Source organism: Parasutterella secunda (genome assembly GCF_023336895.1).
Taxonomy (GTDB): domain Bacteria; phylum Pseudomonadota; class Gammaproteobacteria; order Burkholderiales; family Burkholderiaceae_F; genus Aphodousia; species Aphodousia faecalis.
Genome location: NZ_JAMBLT010000002.1, coordinates 222,797 through 241,148, shown reverse-complemented (window position 1 = coordinate 241,148; position 18,352 = coordinate 222,797). Strand labels below are relative to the sequence as shown.

Here is an 18,352-nt window from a genome sequence, read left to right as displayed (position 1 = left end):
CATCATTTTGTTTGAGAGATTTGCAAAACAATTATTCTGACTGCCAGTGCGGAGACAAAAATCAAAGTTGACATGGCGGCTCCTTCGGAAATAAAACCGCTGTCAATCATTTGAATCGCTGCCACGGCAGCGGGCATTGTCTCCGGCGTATACAAAAACACCACCGCAGAAATCGTTGTCAGGGCGGAGGCGAAAAGGTAGCAGAATACCTCACCAAGCCCAGTTTTGCATAACGGCAAAATAACCTGCCTGATGGTCGAAAGGGGACTTACTCCCAAACTTTCCCCCACGGTTTCGTAACGAGGATCAATTTGGTTGAAAGTATTGCCGGCTGTGATATGGGCGACGGTGTAAAGGTGAATGAGGGTATTAAAGACCAATAAAGTCATGGCGCCAGTGGCACTTGAGAAAATCGAGCAGCCGGAAAAAGCCAAAGCGAAGGCTAGGCCCAACACCGTACCCGGAATACAAAGGGGAAGAAGAGCGGTGGCCGAAAAAAGTTTTGTGAGGGCGGGCGGGATGTTTTTGACGCGTCGAGTCAAGTAAGTGCCGACAAAACTCACAATGGTGCCGATGGCTGCAACGCTGGTTGCCAATACAAAACTATTTATCCAGGGATCAATGCCATAGGTGGAATTTTTAAAGCTGTAGTTGGCGAGCGTCATCTCGGGGACATAAGGCCAGAATGTCACAAAAGAGCCGTAGATGACAACAAGCACGCACGAGGCTTCGAATATAAGAAAGAGCCAGGCAGCGATACTCCAGCCGATGGGATGCTCAGAGAAGGGACGGGCGGGGATATCACCCGGTTGAGCAACAGTCATCGGATACTTGGATGTGAAATAAAAAGTCAGGATGCAAGGCAGCATCAGCCATAAACTCAGAAAGCCCGCGGCGGCCCAGTCTTGATTGCCGATGGCTTGGTTATAAATTTCGGTGGCAAGCATGCTGAAGTTGCCGCCTAAGAGCTTTGGGACACCGAAGTCAGTGACCGTCAAAACAAAGGCAATTAAAAAGGCGTTAATGAGTCCTGCGCGGCAATGAGGAAGAATAATGGTTAAGAAGCCCTTTAGCGGCGAGGCTCCCAGTGAGCGGGCGGCCAATATCAGGCCGGCATCTAACCTTTCAAGACTTAAGAGCAATTGCAAAGTGGCATGAGGAAGTGTGAAAACAAGCGCTCCCAAAAAGACCCCGGTTGCACCGTAAAGGGGCGTTTGAATAATCAAGCCGTTGTTGCCGATCAAATAGATAAGACCGATGGCGGGCATGACCGATGGGGCAAAAAGCGCGATGGGGAAAATGGTTCTTGCGGTTTTGGATGCAAAACCTTTGGTGTTTACGATCGTGTAGGCGATTGTAAATCCTGCAACACAGGCTGAAAGGCCAACGGCAAGGCCCATGACCATCGTATTAAAAAAGGCCCTCAGATTAAAACCCGTTATAAATGAAGTCAGTGCCGGTCCATCGGACAAAGTTGAGAAAAGACTTATCGCGGCAGGCAAGAGCCCGGCAAGCAGAAATAAAAGGCAAAGAGTCAGAAGGGACGCGGCGTGTTTGAGCATCAGTCCTGCTCCCAGGTGTGCCAACGTTCTTGAGGCAGTCTTATCGCATAAAGTTCGCCGATGGATAACGAGTCGGCTAACGGTGATGTGCGGGGAATACGGGCAGAAATTTTTGTTTTAAAGTCATTTAAAAGGAAATGCGCCAAGACGCTTTCCCCTGAAAATTCTTTGGCTAATAACTCCGCCGTAAAGGTCAATGCTTCACTTAAAGTTCTTTCAGTAGCCTCAAAGACTTCAACATCACTGTGGCGGATGCCGGTGAGTTTACCGTTATTGATTGCGGGTACACGAATGAGATTCATACCGCCGGCAAAGGTCGCTACAAAAGGCGAGGCCGGATGATCAAATATCGCTTGAGGTGTGCCGGCTTGTTCTACTTTGCCGTTATGAATAATGACGATGAAATCCGAAAGAGAAAGGGCTTCATTGCGGTCATGAGTCACCATCACGGTGGTGATACCGGCTTTTTGTTGGATTTCACGCAACTCGCGCCCGATGGTTAAACGGTTTTGAGCGTCAAGCGCAGAAAGCGGTTCATCCAGAAGCAAAAAACGTGGATTGATAGCCAAAGCCCGTGCAATAGCCACACGCTGCTTTTGCCCGCCCGATAGCTCATGAGGATAACGGTTTTGAAGTTCTTCCAAATGAGTCAGTGACAAGAGGTGCGCGAGCTTTTCTTCCTTAATCCTTTGATCAACCTTACTGGAGACGCCAAACAGAATATTGTCCCTAACCGTAAGGTTGGGGAAAAGCGCATAGTGTTGAAAAACAATGCCGGCTTTACGGTTGGGCAAGGCAATATCGGTAATGTCTTCATCACCGAAGATGATTCTGCCTTTTGTCGCTTTTTCAATTCCGGCTAGCACCATGAGAAGTGTTGTTTTACCGCTTCCCGACGGTCCCAAAATGCTGGTAAAGGCACCTAATGGAATCGAGAGATTAATCTCGGAAAGCACGTGCGTGGAGCCGAATGATTTGCTTAAGTTTTCAATCAATAATTGGTTATCCATGGGCTCACCTTGATGCGATGCTTTGCCATTGGTCTGTTATGGTCTTTTTTTCAATGGCCGCTTGTCTGAAATCCAAAGTTAAAAATCGGGCAACCAGTTTTTTGCCGGTTTCGGTTGAATAGCGGTCAATAGAGGAAATGCCGCTAAACGAGGCGGCAATGTCGGCGACGGGTTTGGATGCGCAAAAGTCAAGAAAACGTTTGGCTAAAACCGGATGGGGGCTGCCTTTGGGCAAGGCGCAGCCTTCAGCGTCCCAAGCGATACCTTCTTGCGGCTCAACGGTGATCACCGGTATGGAAAAGCGCATAAAGGGTCTGACAAAAGCCTCTGAGGTAAGCGCAATCGGAATTTCACCTTGAGCGGCCATGGCGGCTGGCCTTGCGCCCGAAGCGGTATAAAAAAGGATATTTTCGTGAAGCTTTTCAATGTAGCGCCAGCCGGCTTTTTCACCCTTTGACTGAAGCCAACCCATCAAAAACATAAAGCCGGTGCTTGAGGCAACTGGATTGGGCATGACGATTCGACCTTTATAGATGGGATCCAGAAGATCGTCCCAAGTCTTAGGTATCGGAAGTTTGTACTTTTTAAGTAGTTCCGTGTTAATGCAAATCGATCCACCCCAAGCATTAATGCCAAACCATGAAAAATCACGAGCCCTCATTTTTGAATTGATGGCGGATGCGTTTTGGGGACTGTAGGAATCTAATAGCCCGGCCTGATTGAGCCTTTCCAGAGCAATGGCAGAAAGACCTAAAATGACATCGGCTTTGGGATTGTCTTTTTCGGCCATAAGCCTAGCCGAAATGGGGCCTGCTGAGTCACGAATGTAGGTAATCTCAATATCGGGGTTTTCTTTTTCAAAGGCCTCTTTATAAAGAGGTAAAAACTCCGGTTCCACTGCCGTGTAGACAAGCAACCTCTCTTTGGCCGAAACGCAGGATGCGTTTGCTAAAAATAAAAGGACAATGAAAGAAAGGAGAGCTTGAAGTACTCGGCTCATTCGAGTCGGAATTCCTTTTTAATGGACTCGATTAAGAATCGAGCGACCTTATCTGAGGCCTTAGAAGGCTTCGCGTCCGTGTTCATTTCAATTAAGCTATCCAAAACTCGCTCTCTGAGCGTGGAGGAGCTCACGCCTTCTGTGCGCGGGAAAATCACGAGATTTTCCTCCGGGATATGGTTGGAGTTGTCAGCACCGTGCACCAATAGGTCGCAGTGATGTTCCTTCATGTAGTCAAAAGAAATAAGCCAAGGACTGGGAACCACTTCCGAGACGTACTTGATGGACTCTAAAATTTCTTTTCGTTCTTCAAAATTTAATTCCGGGGTATAGCCTTTTTTCTGTTTAATTTCATCATCAGTGGTCAGGGCAACAACCACATCGCCAATTTCAGAGGCCTTCTTTAAAAGACGGATATGACCGTGGTGGATGAGTGTGGCGGACATATCTACCATGACGCGCGGGCGTTTTTTCTCAGACATTGCAACTCCTTGGTTTTGTGCTCTTTGAGAATGTTACTCTCACTCGTTTGTTAAAAGAGAACAATTCTCGAACTATAGTCCTAAATTTTATTTTTTTGGCGTGAAAATGGTGTCAAAAAATTGTTATATGGTCATCAAGAGAAAAACAAATTTATCTGTGTAATTAGCGTCTTGTTTATTGATGTTTTGGTGCTTTGTGTTTGGGTTATTTGTTCTGCTTTTATAAAGGGTCTACAGATTTTTATATTTTAGTAAATCTCTAAAGATTGTCATGTTTAAATGCCGACCGAGCCGATTGAGGAGACATTGTCGCCAGTCATCTCTGCCCTGAAACTTTCCGCCGAATTCTTCAATATTTTTCGCACGAAAAGAATTCCGGCGAAAGCCGAAAGGGTCCCCGCAAGGGGTGTGAAATTGACAAAGCCCAGCGCTACTAACACTGGGCTAAGTCTTTTGACATGAGGTGACGTGATGACATACGTTCTCTCCTCGTGCTCGTTGGTTATCGCACACTTTGATGTAAGTGTCACGGGCGATATCAGGCTCGACCTGATGCTCGCAAGCTTTGTCATTTGGGCGATGATCCGCACGAAACCGTAACTGGTGGGGCCGATTTCCGAATGGGCTTGACCCTTGTGCGTACTATCACGTTTGTTCCTCAAGTCTCCTTCAAATTTTTGGACTGCCCTTCACGAATGGATTCAAGTTCAAAATTTCCTTAAAACGAAAGTCATTTTTCATCAATGTAAAAAAGCGCATTGAGTTTAAGAAAATCAGCGGGGATGTCTTTTGCGTTTTTAAATCCGGTGATCAATAAAAGCCCGCCTTTATCACAATACTTTTGCAGATAAGGATCATTAGGATCGATGCCATCGTCCAAAACAAGGATCTTGATGCCAAGTTCTTCAATGATTTCCTTATCGTATCCATCAAAAGCCACGTAGGGGAATCCTGCAGCGCGGGCAGCGATGTAACGGTAAGGTGTGTTCGTTTCAATAATCATTCGCTCAGGACGAGGGCATTCCTGAAGCATTTTTGGATAGTCCTCTCCTTTATCAATATCAATCATCACATGAGGGTATTTATCCAAAATTTCATCAATATCGGCCAGTAAAAGCGGGGTATAGCGATTGAGAATTTTGCGCTCACGAATTTGAGAAACCGTTGGGGGAATTAACCATTGGTATGGATGACCGGTATTGTCGTTAAAGTCATCAATGTAGTGAGCACCGAAATAGTGACCGTCCAAAGAAAGTCTTAAATCAAATCCAATGAAACGATAGCCATCGTCAATGGCTTTAATGAAAGCCTCAGACGAATTAGTGTACTGAATGCCATCAATAGCGCCTCCGCCATGAGCGATGTATCTATCTTCATCGATATTCAAAATAGGCGCAGGTTTAAGATCAAGCAGACCTAAATGATAGGCAAGACCGTAGTGCCATTTGTAAGAGTGTGCGGTTGCCCAGAGCAAAATAATGGTGAAAATGACACCAACAAGAACAAAGGGGCGGATGACGAATCGCTTCATATTGGCTTAGGAAATGTTGCCTTAGAAAAATTGTACAGGGGAGGCTAAATTTTTCAGCAATGCGACAACACTCCAAGCTGTCGAGGTACTGGATTTCGGGTTGGCAGGATCGGGCTTGCCCGCCACCGTTAATTCTGCTCGCATGAGATTGTTTTTGAGACGGATACGGTGAACGTTTTCAGTACTGTCCGGGTCGCTTGTAATTTGAACCGTGGCATCATAAAGGGCTCCGGAAGCCAAAGCGGCTGCAACCGCGACATTGACATTTTTAGGAAAGCCATTGATAGCGTCAGGTACGGATCCAGTAAAAACGACTTCTTTTTTGTCGGTCGAGAGAGTTTTCCCCTTTAGGTAAGGAGCGCCTTCCAAACTTTTGGGCGCTTTTGTGTTACCGATCACCACTTCCGCATTGCCCATTAAAGCAAACGTTTGCATTAAGTCCAAAGCACCGATTGCTCCATTGGGCAGATAGACCTTGCGGTGGCTGTCTTTTGCTACTGCTTCAAGGTGTTTTCTAAAAGCATCATCAGCCAATGCTCCAATTGAAGCAATCACAAGATCGGAGCCATGTTCAAGAACACGTTGGGCGTATTCTTTCACGGCTTCCCTGCCGGCAAATTCAACAACAATGTCAGGAAAGCTTGAGAGGAGATCATCAAGCGTAGTACAGGCATCAGCATCCAAAGACTCAGCTAATTCGTTGGCATGCTCTTCATGACGGGCCATTACGGCGACAATGCGATAGTCGTCAGAAAGCAGTCTTTGCGTTTCTCTGCAGAAAATATGAGCCAGCGCCCCAGCGCCGATTACTGCCACTGTTTTCATATGAGAGGACTCCTTAAGAAGAATTAACCGAAATCGTGTTTGAGTTTAATTTTTTTGAGCCAATAACTGTAATAAGACGGTAAAAAAGTCTGGACATCAGTGCCGTAGGCATCGGCCAATACCTGGGCAATTTCAGGAGCGTTCCTGAAGTAATCCTGTGTTTGGGGCATGTCATCGACTGTGAGAATAAAAGATGATAACAGTCGTCCCAAATCTCGGATGATCCATTTTTGAGGTGTTTGACCGGAAAACACCATGGCGGAATCCAGGTCCCAAAAGCCCATGGAGTCACCTTGGACATAAAAATTGGCCAGTTTTATATCACCGTGGGTGATACCGGCATCGTGAAGGCGTCTTAATAAGCGGCCGGCATTTTGCAACAACTCATAGCTATTCGGTTGACTCCGTAAAACTTTATCAGCGGTATAGGCATCCTTAAGAGCTTCGGTAATAATGTAAGAGTCCGAAATAAGTTGTAGTGTTCGTCTCTCTCCCACAGCTAGAACTTTAGGAGTTCCAAGTCCGGCCTCTTCAAGTTTTTTTGCGACTACCGCAGTCCAAAAACTGCGGGAGGGTTGTAAAAAATAACGGAAGCGGAGTCCAAAAGCTTTTTGGTGAAAACGAACATGTTTGCCGAACACAATCGTTTCACCAGCCTTAAATAGACTGGCGGTTGATTTCTTAGAGTGCTTTTGGACATTTCCTTCTTCAATTAAGCTATCAAGCTTGGGGGCTACCTCTAGTAATGCGGCTTGCTCATCAGAAGGCAAGACATGGTACTCAAGATTGCTAATCCTGAGAGACTTCGTTCCGTAAGAAGGCTCAAGAAGCGAGGTTAGTTCTGAACTCCAACGTGTATACATAGCTCTTCCATAAACAGATATCAACTTCAATTATCTGCTTCTTTTAAATTTCAATCCAATAAGGAGTGTGATCACTGGGTTTTGGCCATTTGCGGGGGGCTTTATCAATGTCCGCGGCTTTGACTTTGGACTTTAACGCATTAGAAACCAAAATATGGTCAATTCGCAATCCATGATTTTTCTGGAAACCCAGCATCCGATAATCCCACCATGTGTAGCGCTTTTCGGGTTGATCGAAAAGTCGGAAAGAATCAGAAAGCCCGAGAGACAGGAGGTTATTGAAAGCTTGACGTTCTTGAGGAGAAACCAAAATATTGCCTTCCCACCCCTTGGGATCCCAGACATCACGGTCATCGGGGGCAATATTAAAGTCGCCCAAAAGCGCCAATTGGGAGTATTCACTCAATTGATTATTTAACCAATGATTAAGAGCGGCCAGCCATGCGAGTTTATAGGTAAATTTGTCCGATCCCACCTCTGAGCCATTGGGGAAATACCCACAGACAATCCGAATGTCTCCTGATTCTGTTTTAAAAGTGCAGGCAATCAGGCGCTTTTGCTCATCAGGAAACGTGGGAATATTTTTTTGAATGGATTTCGGCTCTCCCAATTTATCTTTGCGGTAGACAATCGCCACGCCGTTATATGTTTTTTGTCCTGACCAGACTGCGCCGAATCCGTTATCTTCAAGAGCCTGGATCGGAAAGAGATCGTCGGTCATTTTGAGTTCCTGCAAACATAAAATGTCCGTTTTGGACTGGTCAAGCCAGTCCAAAACATGAGGAAGTCTCATTTTGAGAGAATTGACGTTCCAGGTGGCAATTTTCATACGGCCTCCTTACTTGGCAATAGGTTTAATGCCACTGTGTCGGAGCAGGGCGTCAATTTTAGGAGCGCGTCCTCGGAAAGCAATAAACGAATCCATTGCAGGACGGGAACTGCCAACGGCCAGTACTTCATTTAACCATTTCTTACCGGTTTCGGGATTTAATACCCCGGTTTCTTCAAATAAGGAGAAAGCATCACTGCTTAACACTTCAGCCCACTTGTAGCTGTAGTAGCCTGCGGCGTAGCCGCCCGCGAAAATGTGGCTGAAAGAATTGGGGAAACGGTTGTAATCTGGCTGTTTAGTAACGGCGACTTCCTTACGAACTTGGGCCAAAAGATCAAGAATGTTGTCTTTCTGACTATCAAACTCAGTGTGAAGCAGCATATCGAAGAGCCCAAACTCAAGCTGGCGCACCATGGCCATGGCACTTTGGAAATTCTTGGCGGCAAGCATCTTGTCGTATAGCGACCGTGGAAGCTTCTCACCGGTTTGTACGTGGCTTGTAAGGCATTCAAGCACAGTCCAATCCCAGGCGAAATTTTCCATAAATTGACTCGGGCACTCCACAGCATCCCATTCCACACCGTTGATACCGCTGGCGGATGGCTCTTCAATGCGGCTTAACATATGGTGTAAGCCGTGTCCAAATTCATGGAAAAGTGTGAGCACATCATCGTGCGTGAGAAGCGCAGGCTTGTCGCCAACAGGTTTGGCAAAGTTGCAGACCAGATATGCAACGGGTGTTTGTAATGATCCGTACAAACGGTTTCTTGTTCGGTCGTTATCCATCCAAGCGCCGCCTCTCTTATTGGGGCGAGCATAGAGGTCGACATAAAACTGCGCAATCTTTTCACCCTGATCGTTTTCAATCCGGAAGAATTGAACATCAGGGTGCCAGACCGGAGCGTTGTCTTTAACAATGCGGATGTTAAAGAGCGTTTGCACCAGCCCAAATAGACCGTTAAAGACAGCGGGAAGTGTGAAGTATTGCTTAACCTCTTGGTCAGAATAGGCGTAACGAGCTTCTCGAAGCTTTTCGCTTGCATAGGGAAGATCCCAACTTTGAGGATCGGCAATACCAAGGTTGTCTTTAGCAAAGGCCTTAACTTCAGCCATGTCCGCTTTGGCTTGAGGCAAGCTTTTTTGCGCGAGATCTCGTAAAAAGGCCACAACTTCTTGTGGCGTTTTCGCCATCTTGGTTGCCAAAGACACTTCGCCGTAATTTTTGTAACCTAAAAGTCTGGCTTCCTGAGCGCGCAATTCTACAATGCGGCGCATCACATCGTTGTTGTTGAATTTGCCATCAAAGTCCAATTCAGAAGCCCGAATGACATAAGCGTGATAAAGCGTTTCGCGCAATTTTCTATTTTGGGCGTACTGTAAAACAGCTAAATAATGGGGGATTTGTAGCGTGATTCGGTAGCCTTCTTGATTGGCCGCTTGAGCCGTTTCTTTAAAGGCAGCAATGTCATCGGCAGGGATGCCGGCCAACTCTTTTTCATCGTCAACTAAAAGACCGTAAGCATTGGTGGCATCCAATAAGTTTTCGGAAAACTTTTGGCTTTCTTGAGCTAACGTTTCTTTAACTGTTTTAAGTTCAGCCTTTTTATCTTCTGGTAAGAAAGCACCGGCTAACTTAAAGTCAATTAATTCTTCATTAATGATGCGTTGGCGAACGGCAGAGAGATTTTTAAAACCGTCACTTTCTTTAATCGCTTTGTATTTTTGAGAAAGCGAACTTTGTGATAAGCCAATCCAAAATTGAGTGACAATCGGTAAAGCTTCGTTATAGGCTTTACGAAGTTCCGGTTCATCACACACGCTCATTAGGTGACTGACCGCGCCCCAGGCGCGAGATAGGGCAAGTGTCTTTTTTTCTAATGGGGTGATGACATCATCCCATGTTGCAGGGGTTGAATCCTGAGTAACTGCGGTTAAAGTCTCTTGAGCGTCGGCAATCAAAGATTTCATTGCGGGGACGACGTGCTCAGGTTTGATAGCTGGAAAATCAATTAAATCGTTGATGGATAAAAGAGGGTTGTTGCTCATGATGTAAACCTATAAATAAAACAGGTCAATATTACAGTTCCTGATGTGATTTTGTTTTCATTTGAATGGAATTTGTGTTGATTTGTATAACAAACTGGGTAAACTTCGGTTCAGTTTCGTATTAGCTGTATTTTTAGAGATGGTTTTTTCCTCTACAACTTTTCTTTTTTTCTTTTTGCCAGTTTTTCTTCTTGCTGATTTAATCAGTAATAAGTCCTACTTTCGCAATGCGTTATTAATTTTTACGAGTCTGTTGTTTTATGTGTGGGGCGAAGCAACGGGTGTTTTTTTATTGGTCATACTGGCTTTTATTAATCTTCTTTTCGGAAGACGGATTGCAAATGTTTCTTCTGCAAAAATTAAGAAGATTTATCTTGTTGCGGGTATTTTTACTAATCTGACAGTTCTTTTTTATTTCAAATATTTATTTTGGGTTCTTAGTCAATTTTTAGTGTTATTTGACTTACTTGGTTTAGGTTGGGGCTCGGCATTTCCCAATCTAGACAGTCCACACTTACCTCTAGGGATTAGTTTTTTTGTATTTCATGGCATCAGCTATCTTATTGATCTGTATAACAGGAAGGTTGGCGACTACAAAACAACGGATTTCTTAACGTATTTCTTTATGTTCCCTCATCTTGTTGCAGGTCCTATTGTTCGTTTTGAGTCAGTTAGACAGGATATTCAGAACAGAAAACGCGATTGGGATCTGTTTACATGGGGAGTCTTTCGATTTATTTTAGGAATCAATAAAAAAGTATTGATTGCAAATTCAGTAGCGCCGATTGCCGATATTTGTTTTTATTCAAATGGTCAGTTGTCAATGGCCGACGCTTGGTTGGGAGCTCTTGCCTATACAGTTCAAATTTATTTCGATTTTTCTGGATATTCTGACATGGCTATTGGTTTGGCTGCGATGATGGGTATTCGTTTTCAGGAAAACTTTCTTGCACCCTACAGAAGTCAAAGCATTAAAGAATTTTGGAGACGTTGGCACGTTTCGCTTTCAACGTGGTTTAGAGACTACTTGTATTTCCCACTTGGGGGTAGTCGCTGCTCGAAGTTATTGACCTATAGAAATTTAGTCATTGTATTTGTCTTATGCGGACTTTGGCATGGAGCCCAGTGGACGTTTTTGATCTGGGGTCTTTTTCATGGCTGTCTTTTAATCTTGGAAAGAACTTCGTTTGCAACTTTTTTAACTTCACTGCCTGTGTTAGCCCAAAGATGCTACTGCATGTTAATGGTTGTGTTCGGATGGGTATTTTTTAGAGCCAATGATTTGTCTCAGGCAACCAGTTATTTCCAATCTATGTTTGGCTTCAATGGATTTGAATATCAAAATTCTTTCGGTACAGTGAACCTTGCTGTTTTATTTGTTGGATTGGCTATTTCATTGTGCTCAAAACAGTTATTTAATAACAGTGAGACTGAGGTTAAATCGTTTAATGTTTGCCTTTTTGGTGTAAATGTCGCTTTGGTAATGTTGTCTATGGCTATCCTCTATACAGGAGCGAGGAATCCGTTTATTTATTTCAATTTCTAAGACATCATGAAAAGAATTCTTGCTATTTTTACTGTCATTCTTTTTGCAGTACCGTTTTTTGGTAGCCTGCTCATTTTTGGAGAACAAAGCGGGGTATTTTTGCCTTCAGAGAATAGACAAGTAGTATCAATGACTGGAATAGATCGTTTTACATCTCATGGACTAAAGCGCTTTTTTGGTAATAAAAATCAATATATAGATGATCGTCTGATGGGCAAGGAAGAGTTAGTTCCCGTGTTAAACGAGCTACTTTTAGATCCTGAAAAGGTCTCTCGATTCGATTTAAGCAAGGGGCTTATCGGCAAGAATGAATGGATCTTTTTGGGAAATGACTATTCAAGAGTGATTGATAAACATTGCCAGGAAAACTTTCCCTTAGATAATTATGAATTCCAATCTTCAATTAATAAAATTGACTTACTAAAAAACACAACAGAGGGGTTGGGAGGCACTTATGTACTATTCATCGCTCCCGATAAGCACAATATCTATTGCGATGAATTGCCGCAGTGGCTTGGAGCTACTTGTAAGAATTCAGAAATTTATACAAGAAAATTAATTCACAAAATTGAAGATGAAACCTCGGTGGATGTTGTATACCCAGCGTTGGAATTAAAGTCACAGATTTCAAAAGGTCAATTATTTTATAAGTCGGATACGCACTGGAATTTGTTGGGTGGAAAAGTTGGTTTTGTTGCTCTCATGAGAAACATGGAACGTCTCGGACTTATTCGAGATTTTCAAGAAATACCATTAATGGATTTAAAACAGATCCGGAATGAGAAGCTCGGAGATTTGGCACATATACTCGCTTTACCGAGTGGTTACAAGATCTCAAAAGATTTTGATTACCTTTTCCAACGTCCCGATCAGTTATTGGTTAGATGGAAAGAAGTGAATAAGAAAGAGGAACTGAAGCCTTTTACAGTTTCTTCAGGAAGTGCTCCCTCTAAGTTTTATGCTTACATGAAAAATGAATCGGCAATGTATAGAACAAAACTCTTGGTACTTTGTGATTCATTCAATAATGCCATGAGTCCGTATTTCAACCTATATTTTTCTGATGTTATGTACGTATCTAGACGTAGCTCAATGGATGAAAAGATCCGAGCGATTCAGAAATTTAAACCAACGATTGTGATTAATGAAATTGTTGAGAGAGATCTAGATAACTTTTAGGTTTATTTTACTTTTTAACAAAAAAATCATTAGTGGAATTTATTGAAAAATGAGCATTACAACCTCCCCCCAATCCTTTTCTCGTCCCAGGTATCGCCCTGATATAGATGGTATGAGAGCCTTGGCAATTTTGTCAGTTCTTATTTTTCACGCTTATCCAAACACTCTTCTAGGTGGTTTTGTAGGTGTTGATATTTTCTTCGTAATTTCAGGATATTTAATTTCAAACATTATTTTTCGTGGGTTGGCGTTAGGGTCATTTAGTTTTTTTGATTTTTATGCTAGGCGTGTTAGAAGAATTTTTCCTGCCGTAACCATCGTTTTATTAGGTAGCTTTCTACTTGGTTTTTTCTTTTTGAGACCAGAAGAATTTAAGGATTTAATTGCAGAGTCTCCCTATGCTGCTTTTTTTGTTGAAAATTGGCGATTGTATGTTACAACAGGGGGTTATTGGGAAGTTGCAACTGAACTTCAGCCTTTTATGCACTTTTGGTCCTTAGGTGTTGAGGAACAGTATTACATCTTTTACCCATTAATTTGCTTTTTGTTATGGAGAGTTAGTGCTAGAAAATTTTTAGCTAGTTTGGTTTTAATGTTTGTAATCTCTTGGGGGCTATGTCTTTACGATACCTCTTATGAGTCAGTTAGAGCCTTTTATTCTTTACACACGAGATTTTGGGAGTTACTTATTGGGGGAATTTTGGCCTATGTTGAGTTGATATGGCCGGACTATAAAAATTATTTATTGATGCCTACCAATGAAGGGGGCTCATACATAATCGACAATTTTTTGTCTTGTATTGGCTTTAGTCTTATCGTTTTTTCAATTTTTTTTATCGAGGAGGTGGACAGTTTCCCTGGTTGGAAAGCCTGTCTGCCAACCATTGGTGCAGTTCTGATTATTGCAGCAGGTTCAGAAGCTTTTCTTAATAAATATATTTTTGCCAATAAACTAGCTGTTTTCATAGGTTTAATAAGTTATCCACTATATTTGTGGCACTGGCCAATCATTTGTATTTTTAGAAATAATCTTGCAGGAGAAATTCCGAGCGGTTGGCTGATGTGCTTGTTGATTCTGTCTAGTTTTCTCCTAGCATACTTAACATACAATTTCGTCGAACGGCCCATGAGAAGTAAAAAAGCAACATGGAGTTTAGTGTTGGTACTTTTTGTTGTACTTCTTATCGTTTCACTGGGGTCAAAACAATTAATTCGACACAGCCAATCAATTGAAAAGGTTATTGATAACGGTATCCCCGACTCATTGCTTCAATTAAGAGAAGACTTAGATGAAAAGGAAAAGTCGGACGCTGTTTGTAAAGCTAAATTTGGAGAGGGTTTTGATGTTTGCCGTGCCACATCCCATAATCCATCAGTACTAATTTTGGGTGATTCCCACACTCATGTAATGTGGAAATATCTGAAAACGGTGAATGAGTTACCCGACTTTTATCTTCTAGGTAAAGATGCTTTTTTTACGTTTAAGGATGCCTATCTTATTAAAAGACAGGGCAAGAATAATGATTTAGCACGTCATTTTTGGAGTGTAATTGAAAATAGTCCAGAAATCGATAGTATCGTTTTACGTAGCTATTGGGGAAATTATCTGGCTCAATCACTTCATTCTGATCTTAACTCCGCCTGGAATTCTGAAGAGATTTTCCAATATCATTGGCGTGAAACTTTTAAGACATTGAAAGCCTTGAATAAAAAAGTTTTTGTGGTACTAGATAACCCTGTCTTACCGCCTACTTTGTTAAAGCGTTGCATTAGAACACAAAGGGTGAGCTTGTTGCCAGATAATGTGGAATGCAACGTAAACATCAATGAGATGAGATACACCTATAAATTTACACGGGAATTCTTAATTAAAGAAGCTGCCCATTGGGATAACGTTACTTTAATTGATCTGGAGAAAGAACTGTGTCAAAACGGAAAATGCCCAGTCTGGTTAAATGGTGAACTTTTATATGTTGATGATAACCATCTGTCGTTTTATGGCAACAAAAAAATATGGCCCTTAATTCAGAAGGCCGTTTGGGGTAAGTAAATAAAAAACCTCTAGTGGCACAGAGATTTTAAGTATTTGCCATATCTTGTTTTAATCAGCTCACTTGCTAACCGATCAAGCTCGTTTGAGGAAATCCATTGATTTTCAAATGCGATTTCCTCAGGGCTTCCGATTAAGATGCCTTGACGATTTTGAATTGTTGCAATGTAGCCTCCTGCATCCATTAAACTATCGTGTGTCCCGGTATCGAGCCAAGTGAAACCCCTGTGCATAATCTCAACCGTTAATTTTCCTTGTTTTAAGTAAGTTTCATTAACTGTTGTGATTTCAAGTTCTCCTCGGGCACTTGGTTTCACTTCCTTCGCAATATCGCAGACCGTGTTGTCATAAAAATAAAGGCCGGTCACAGCATATTGGGACTTGGGTTTTTGAGGTTTTTCTTCAATGGATATTGCTTTGAAATTCTTATCAAATTCAACAACACCATAGCGCTCAGGATCATTGACTTGATAGGCAAACACCGTTGCTCCGTCTTGTCGTTGATTGGCCCGAGATAGTAATTGATTTAAATACGCTCCGTGGAAAATATTGTCTCCAAGAATAAGAGCAGATGGATCATTTCCGATAAAGTCTTTCCCTAAAATAAAAGCTTGAGCAAGACCATCTGGACTGGGCTGAACGCAATATGAAATATTGATACCCCATTGGGAACCGTCTTTTAATAATTCTTCAAATCGGCCGATATCCCTCGGAGTGCTGATCACTAAAATATCTCGAATCTTGGCTTGCATTAAAGTGCTCAGCGGATAATAGATCATCGGTTTATCATAAATTGGCAACAACTGCTTACTGACCGTCAACGTAACCGGATAAAGTCTCGTTCCCGATCCACCGGCCAAAATAATGCCCTTACGACTCATTGTGTTACTCCTTTAAACTCCCGCTAGTTCTGTCAACACTCGTTTAGCATAAGTATCCCATGAATGAATACTTTGTTTTGGGAAAAGCCCCTTCAGTTTATTGTTATCTAAACGAGAGTTAAGCGGTCTTTTAGCAGGTGTCGGGTATTCTTCGCTAGGAATACCTTTAATATTTTGCACTGACAGAGTCAGTGGATAATTAAGTGCTCTAGCGTTAGAAATAATCCATTTGGCAAAATCGCACCAATTCGTTTCTCCATTGGGGACTAAATGATAGGTTCCCAATAGTGATTTTTCTCCACTTAAAACTCGCATGGCCAAAGCTGTGGAAACGTCAGCAATGAATTCAGCTGAGGTTGGCGTTCCAACCTGATCATTAACAACATTGAGTGATTCTTTTGTTTGACCTAATCTTAAAATGGTCTTTATGAAATTTTTCCCGTGAACCCCGTACACCCAACTTGTCCGAAAAATTAGAGAAGAGCAACCGGAATCCCGAATAACCTTTTCTCCTGCCAGTTTAGAGGCTCCGTAAACATTAACTGGAGATGGTATCGCATCTTCTGTTCGAGGAGTTAGCCCCGATCCATCAAATACGTAATCAGTACTGTAATGAATCAACAGAGCACCGACTTTTTTACAAGCACACGCCACAGGTTGGAGTGCTTGGGCATTAATTAAGTACGCTTCTTCGTTGTCCGTTTCAGCTTTGTCGACAGCCGTATAAGCAGCTGCATTGAAAACAGCATCGGGAGAGAAGTTTGATATAGCGATGGCTACTTTCTCTGGGCATGACAGATCTCCTCCCTCATCATGGCGTCCAAGGCAGAGAACCTCACCGTGAAGAGCGAGTGCTCTTTGCAATTCCCAACCTACTTGTCCGTTTTTTCCTAAGATGAGAAATCTTGCCATCGTATCTCTACCAGTTACCGTATTGTTTAGCTGTCCACTCGCGATATGCACCGCTTTGGACATTTTTGACCCAGTCTTGATGATCCAAGTACCACTGCACCGTTTTGTGAATGCCTGTCTCAAAACACTCTTTAGGTTTCCAACCCAACTGTGTTTGAAGTTTGGTTGAGTCAATTGCATAACGTCTGTCATGCCCCGGGCGGTCTTTCACATAAGTGATCAAGTTTGCGTAAGAACCATCCCGATGCGGTCTCATTTCATCCAAAATAGCGCAAATGGTCTTAACGATCGTGATGTTGTTTCTTTCGTTATGGCCACCTACATTATAGGTTTCGCCTATCTTTCCATTTTCAAGTACACAGCGAATAGCGGAACAATGGTCGCCAACGTATAGCCAGTCTCTAATATTAAGACCATCTCCGTAGATCGGCAGCGGTTTACGAGCTAAGGCATTTGAAATAACTAAGGGGATTAACTTTTCCGGGAATTGGTATGGTCCGTAATTATTGGAACAATTGGTAGTTAAAACCGGAAAGCCGTAGGTATGAAACCAGGCGCGTACCGCATGATCACTGGAAGCTTTAGACGCAGAGTAGGGAGAATTTGGACGATAGGGAGTCTCTTCAGTAAAGGCCGGCTCGTCAAATGTAAGGCTTCCATAAACTTCGTCCGTACTAACATGTAAAAATCTGAAAGCTGAGCGCTCATTTTCAGAAAGCTCTTGATCGTAATAGGCCTTGGCACATTCTAAAAGGTTTAGCGTCCCCATCACATTCGTTTCAAAGAAAAGATCGGGGCCACAGATTGAGCGATCCACGTGGCTTTCAGCTGCAAAGTGAACGATTGCACGAGGTTTATATTTCGTAAGCAATGACGAAACCAATTCCTTATCACAGATATTGCCTTTCACAAAGATATGACGGGGATCATCTGTTAAGGATTGAAGATTTTCGAGGTTGCCAGCGTAAGTCAAGGCATCTAAATTAACAACAGGTTCATTGCTTTCTTTGAGCCAATCTAATACAAAGTTAGAACCAATAAATCCAGCTCCACCGGTAACAAGAATCATCTTAGTGTCCCCAATTAATCGAAAAGAATAGCATCCTTAAAGAAAGGAGCGGCTGCATCTTTTTCAGAAAGGCAAGGATTAACATCTAATGGCCATTGGATATTGAGCGTCGGATCGTCCCAACGAATAGAACCTTCAGACTCTTTATGCCAGTACTCGTTGGTTTTGTAGAAAACTTCTGCATAATCCGTCAGGGCTACAAAACCATGGGCAAAGCCCTCGGGTATCCAAAGTTGTTTTTTATTTTCTGCGCTTAGTTCAACTCCAACCCATTGACCAAATGTTGGAGAGGAGCGTCGAATGTCAACAGCGACGTCGAAAATGCTACCAACGACACAACGAACGAGTTTTGCTTGTGCATGGGGAGGAAGCTGAAAATGAAGTCCTCTCACCACTCCTTTTTTGCTTCTTGATTGATTGTCTTGAACAAAGATGATATCCGTTATTCGAGAGAAATCTCTTTTATTCCAAGACTCCATGAAAAAACCTCGAGCATCACCAAAGACTTTCGGTTCAATAATTTTTATCTCGTTTAATTTTGTCTCAGAGATTGAAATTGCCATA

At 42.7% G+C, this 18,352-nt stretch carries 17 protein-coding genes; 4 read left to right on the top strand and 13 right to left on the bottom strand.

The window, feature by feature from the left end; translation table 11 throughout:
• Positions 1-2: 2 nt before the first annotated feature.
• From M3080_RS03805 to M3080_RS03790, 4 genes are read right to left on the bottom strand one after another with little or no spacing between them, the layout of a single operon-like run.
• A complete protein-coding gene (locus M3080_RS03805; RefSeq protein WP_249091966.1) occupies positions 3-1,562 on the bottom strand; it encodes an ABC transporter permease subunit in 1,560 nt (519 codons plus the stop codon).
• Positions 1,562-2,572, bottom strand: a complete 1,011-nt coding sequence (locus M3080_RS03800) for an ABC transporter ATP-binding protein (RefSeq protein ID WP_249091965.1) — start codon at positions 2,570-2,572, stop codon at positions 1,562-1,564. The genes M3080_RS03805 and M3080_RS03800 overlap by 1 nt, the downstream gene beginning before the upstream one ends.
• A gap of 4 nt (positions 2,573-2,576) precedes the next feature.
• A complete protein-coding gene (locus M3080_RS03795) occupies positions 2,577-3,572 on the bottom strand; it encodes an extracellular solute-binding protein (RefSeq protein WP_249091964.1) in 996 nt (331 codons plus the stop codon).
• Complete coding sequence (locus M3080_RS03790) at positions 3,569-4,054, bottom strand: adenylyltransferase/cytidyltransferase family protein (protein WP_022473761.1); 486 nt, start codon at positions 4,052-4,054, stop codon at positions 3,569-3,571. The genes M3080_RS03795 and M3080_RS03790 overlap by 4 nt, the downstream gene beginning before the upstream one ends.
• Before the next feature lie 471 nt (positions 4,055-4,525).
• Here M3080_RS03790 and M3080_RS09280 point away from each other — a divergent pair, with 471 nt between their 5' ends.
• Entirely contained in the window at positions 4,526-4,654 is a 129-nt protein-coding gene (locus tag M3080_RS09280) for a hypothetical protein (RefSeq protein WP_283162527.1), read from the top strand.
• 130 nt (positions 4,655-4,784) lie between these two features.
• Here M3080_RS09280 and M3080_RS03785 read toward each other — a convergent pair whose 3' ends face one another.
• From M3080_RS03785 to M3080_RS03765, 5 genes are read right to left on the bottom strand one after another with little or no spacing between them, the layout of a single operon-like run.
• Positions 4,785-5,585 (bottom strand): PI-PLC domain-containing protein, encoded by an 801-nt coding sequence (locus M3080_RS03785; RefSeq protein ID WP_249091963.1) that lies wholly within the window; start codon positions 5,583-5,585, stop codon positions 4,785-4,787.
• A 21-nt stretch (positions 5,586-5,606) separates the two neighbouring features.
• On the bottom strand, positions 5,607-6,410 hold the full coding sequence (gene nadX, locus M3080_RS03780; RefSeq protein WP_249091962.1) for an aspartate dehydrogenase: 804 nt from the start codon (positions 6,408-6,410) through the stop codon (positions 5,607-5,609).
• Positions 6,411-6,433: 23 nt separating this feature from the next.
• Positions 6,434-7,273, bottom strand: a complete 840-nt coding sequence (locus tag M3080_RS03775; protein WP_249091961.1) for a lipopolysaccharide kinase InaA family protein — start codon at positions 7,271-7,273, stop codon at positions 6,434-6,436.
• A 43-nt stretch (positions 7,274-7,316) separates the two neighbouring features.
• Complete coding sequence (xth, locus tag M3080_RS03770; protein ID WP_249091960.1) at positions 7,317-8,102, bottom strand: exodeoxyribonuclease III; 786 nt, start codon at positions 8,100-8,102, stop codon at positions 7,317-7,319.
• 9 nt (positions 8,103-8,111) lie between these two features.
• Positions 8,112-10,151 (bottom strand): M3 family metallopeptidase, encoded by a 2,040-nt coding sequence (locus M3080_RS03765; protein ID WP_249091959.1) that lies wholly within the window; start codon positions 10,149-10,151, stop codon positions 8,112-8,114.
• Positions 10,152-10,233: 82 nt separating this feature from the next.
• On the opposite strand from M3080_RS03765, the gene M3080_RS03760 reads away from it, so the two are divergent.
• From M3080_RS03760 to M3080_RS03750, 3 genes are read left to right on the top strand one after another with little or no spacing between them, the layout of a single operon-like run.
• Complete coding sequence (locus M3080_RS03760) at positions 10,234-11,697, top strand: MBOAT family O-acyltransferase (RefSeq protein WP_249091958.1); 1,464 nt, start codon at positions 10,234-10,236, stop codon at positions 11,695-11,697.
• Between the two features lie 6 nt (positions 11,698-11,703).
• Positions 11,704-12,876: an alginate O-acetyltransferase AlgX-related protein gene (locus M3080_RS03755; protein WP_249091957.1), complete on the top strand. Its 1,173-nt coding sequence runs from the start codon at positions 11,704-11,706 to the stop codon at positions 12,874-12,876.
• Between the two features lie 49 nt (positions 12,877-12,925).
• Positions 12,926-14,926, top strand: coding sequence for an acyltransferase family protein (locus M3080_RS03750; RefSeq protein ID WP_249091956.1), 2,001 nt, complete (start codon positions 12,926-12,928; stop codon positions 14,924-14,926).
• A gap of 11 nt (positions 14,927-14,937) precedes the next feature.
• On the opposite strand, the gene rfbA is transcribed toward M3080_RS03750, so the two are convergent.
• From rfbA to rfbC, 4 genes are read right to left on the bottom strand one after another with little or no spacing between them, the layout of a single operon-like run.
• A complete protein-coding gene (gene rfbA, locus M3080_RS03745) occupies positions 14,938-15,807 on the bottom strand; it encodes a glucose-1-phosphate thymidylyltransferase RfbA (protein WP_249091955.1) in 870 nt (289 codons plus the stop codon).
• Between the two features lie 12 nt (positions 15,808-15,819).
• Positions 15,820-16,719, bottom strand: a complete 900-nt coding sequence (gene rfbD, locus M3080_RS03740) for a dTDP-4-dehydrorhamnose reductase (RefSeq protein ID WP_249091954.1) — start codon at positions 16,717-16,719, stop codon at positions 15,820-15,822.
• Between the two features lie 7 nt (positions 16,720-16,726).
• Positions 16,727-17,788 (bottom strand): dTDP-glucose 4,6-dehydratase, encoded by a 1,062-nt coding sequence (rfbB, locus tag M3080_RS03735; protein WP_249091953.1) that lies wholly within the window; start codon positions 17,786-17,788, stop codon positions 16,727-16,729.
• Between the two features lie 14 nt (positions 17,789-17,802).
• Positions 17,803-18,351, bottom strand: coding sequence for a dTDP-4-dehydrorhamnose 3,5-epimerase (gene rfbC / locus M3080_RS03730; RefSeq protein WP_249091952.1), 549 nt, complete (start codon positions 18,349-18,351; stop codon positions 17,803-17,805).
• Position 18,352: the final 1 nt, after the last annotated feature.